Source organism: Leisingera sp. ANG-DT (assembly GCF_000813785.1).
Classification (GTDB): Bacteria; Pseudomonadota; Alphaproteobacteria; order Rhodobacterales; family Rhodobacteraceae; genus Leisingera.
The window spans coordinates 1-3,230 of the sequence record NZ_JWLE01000060.1 but is presented as its reverse complement, the minus strand read 5'-3'; the positions used below and the strand labels follow the sequence as shown (position 1 = coordinate 3,230).

Annotated in this window: 3 protein-coding genes; all 3 read right to left on the bottom strand. The window is 62.8% G+C overall.

The genetic code is table 11. From position 1 onward, the window contains the following. On the bottom strand, positions 1–1,661 hold a 1,661-nt coding region (locus RA21_RS21565), incomplete at its 3' end, for a recombinase family protein (RefSeq protein WP_039152611.1). A 32-nt stretch (positions 1,662–1,693) separates the two neighbouring features. Then, positions 1,694–1,873 (bottom strand): hypothetical protein, encoded by a 180-nt coding sequence (locus RA21_RS22935; protein WP_193748099.1) that lies wholly within the window; start codon positions 1,871–1,873, stop codon positions 1,694–1,696. Between the two features lie 329 nt (positions 1,874–2,202). Continuing rightward, a partial coding sequence (locus RA21_RS21560) for an AAA family ATPase (protein ID WP_039152609.1) occupies positions 2,203–3,230 on the bottom strand: 1,028 nt, incomplete at its 5' end.

The window sequence follows — 3,230 nt, the reverse complement described above, 5'->3', positions numbered from 1 at the left end:
CCTGCTCCCGCAACCAACACAATTTCCTCAGAAATATCAAAGGCTTCTGGCGCATCGCCCGAAGCCTTCTTCGTGTTTAGGCCTTCCGCACCCGCCGCAAGGCGCAAAAGCCCCGCCAAATCGCCCTCCAGGGTCAGGTCCAGGCCTGTGTCCTCCGCCGCGGGCGTCAGAACGATCCGCTCCACCAGTGCCCGCAGCGCCTCCTTGGCCTCTTCCATGCCTTCGGCGGACCCAAGGGTCCGGATCAGCCGTGACACCCGTTCGCGGTAGGCTTCCGCCATTGACGGGTGAAACACCACCGTGTCCGGGGCAGGGGTCTGCTCCAGCTCCCGTTCCAGCTGCTGGCGCCGTGCGTCGAGCTCGATCATCCGGTCCTTCACCTGGTCTGCGGGAATGCCCGCAATGATCGCATCCACCAGCTTCTGGTGGTCGCGCTTGGCACGGGCGAGCGCTTGTTCCTTTTCCTTGCGGTTCCCGGCGGCTGCGGCCTTCAGCCGGTTGCGCTCGGCAGTGTATTCTTCGCAGAAGACCTGCACCGCATCCGGATCCATCAGGTGGTTCGCCAGCGCATCCAGCACCCGGGCTTCCAGGTCGGCCTGCTTGATCGTGCGCTTGTTGCTGCAAACCGCCGCGCCCTTGTTCCTCGCCGGGGAACAGCCGAAGCTGTCCTTGGAGATCTTGGCAAAGCCGCCGCCGCAGCAGCCGCAGGCCATCAGGCCGGAGAACAGCGTCTTCGGGCGGCGCCGGTCCCAGACCGGGACATTGGTGCCTGCGGTCTTCAGCGCGCCCTGACGAGCCCGGACCGCATCCCAGAGATCCTGTGCGACAATCCGCAAATGCAGGACGTCGGTGACCGTCCATTCACTTTCCGGGTTCAGGCGCGAAATGCGCTTGCCCGTTTGCGGATCCTTCACGTAGCGCAGCCGGTTCCAGACCTGCCGGCCGATGTAGAGCTCATTGTTCAGGATGCCGGAGCCGCGCTGGCGGTTGCCGTGAATGGTGGAGGCACCCCAGTGGCGGCCGGACGGGGCAGGCACGCGCTCCTTGTTGAGCGCTTCGGCGATCTTCTTGGGGGACAGGCCGCTGGCATAATCCTGGAAGATCCTGCGCACGATCTTGGCCTCTTCCGGGTTGATCTCGCGCTCGCCGCGGATCAGTTCACCATCCGCTCCGACCTGGTTCCTGATACTATAGCCGTAGGACTTTCCCCCGGCGGACTTCCCTTTCAGTGCCCTTCCTTTTAGGCCGCGGCGGGTTTTGTCGGCGAGATCCTTGATGAAGAGAGAGTTCATTGTCCCTTTGAAGCCGACATGGAGGAGATCAATCTCGCCTTCCGAGACCGTAAAGATCGGCACATCCAGGAAGTTCATCTGTTTATAGAAACTGGCTGTATGTTCGAGGTCCCGCGCAAGGCGATCCAGGAACTCGGTCACGATCACGTCGAAGGCGCCGCCACTTGCGTCTTGCTGCAAGCGCTGAAACTCGGGCCGGTGCTGTGTTTGGCCAGAGACCGCGTGGTCGGAATAGATTCCTTCAACACTCCAGCCACGTGCTTCGATCATGCTGCGGCAGAGGCGAATTTGATCCTCGATCGAAGTATCGCGCTGCAATTGCGTTGAATAGCGGGCGTAGATGGCTGCTCTGAGCCTGGGCTGGGACATGGCGGTGTTCTCCGGTGGTTTGATGTTAACCGTTAACCGGGAGAATTGCCGTCCCGGTGATCGGTGCGGGCTGCCTCGCGGGCGAGGGCGCGCAGGAGTTCGTGAAGTGACGCGCGGGTGCCGGCGTCCTGCCGGCAGGAGCCGTTTTGCGGGCGGCCGGGTGTTTCCGGCGCCTGCGGGCATTCGGCATGTCTCTTCCGGTCCCGTGCCATAGGCCGAGGTCTCCTGTCTCCGGTGGGCGGTGGCCGCCCGCGTGTGCTGATGGGGACAGTTTAATGCGCCGGACTGGGTTGGATCGACCCAGGTTGTAATCCTGCGGAGACGGAAATTGTGGATAAGGGCCTCGAAATACGGAACTTTCCCTCTGCAGAGGGAGCTGGACAGGGATGCGGGGCATAGACCGCTCCGGCGGGGCTTTGGGACAAAGTATTTCCGGAAGGGAATTATCCGGATTTTGGACCAACCGGAGCCTGCACCGCGGAAGTTTGCACATAAGAATTGTGCAAACCTCGCGGCGGCGCGGCTTGGTTGGCGAACGCATCTACTGGTCCAGGACCTGCTCTGGACCATTTTTGCGTGGCACATCACGCAGCCAGGACCGGACCGTTTTGGCATCGAACTCTCGTTTTTGCACCAAGTCTGCAGCCATGTCCTGAAGCAGCTGCTGATAGGGATACAGCAGTGCGCGTGCGTGGTCCTCCGCGTGGTCGAGCTTCTCACGGAGGCGTTTGCGGTCGGGTTCTGCAAGTTGAGCGGGATCCTGCGGTCCGAACCAGCCGTTGCCGTAGGCACCGAGTCCCAGCTCGTGGTCCACTGCCAACGCAATCCGCGCAGCCTGTGCCAAGTCGGACGTGGCGCCCCCGCCGGCCCCGGCAGAAACAGTATTGAAGACGAGCCGCTCCGCTGCCCGCCCGGCCAGGTGAACGTAGAGCTGACGGTCGAAATCTGTGTCCAGCCCCGCGTTCGGGGGAACATCCCGCTCGATTGTGCCGCCTGCGGCCGCCACCCGGACCTGGTTGACCGTCTCACCGAAGATCCAGGCGGCGATGGCGTGGCCAGACTCATGCACTGCGATGCGGTACAAGAGGTCTTGGTTCTCCTCCTGCGCCGTGACCCCGAGATGGCGGCGCAGAAGCTGCAGATCGAGCGGGCAGCCGCTGTGCCGGGCTTCACTGCGAGCAGAGCGCACCGCGGCGTCCACGTCGGCGGCGGTCTTTCCGATACATTCCCGTGCCAGCTGCCGCAGATCCCCCTCAGGGAATGCGTCCTGCAGCCGCTCAGCAAGGAGGTGCTGCAGCATCGCCTTGCTTGGCAGCGGCATCTCGATCTTGATGTCAAACCGCCCGGCTCTCAGCACCGCGGGGTCGATGTGCTGCAGGTGGTTGCAGGCACCAACCACCATGATCCCTTCCTCCCGGCTGATGCGGTCCATCTGCTCAAGGAATCCGGCGATCACCTGCGATCCATATCTGCTGCCGTGGGTATCGCCGCTGGTGCGAGAGCTGATCGCGTCGATCTCGTCGATGAAGAGGATACAGGGCGCATTCTTCCGTGCTTCATCGAAGCTTT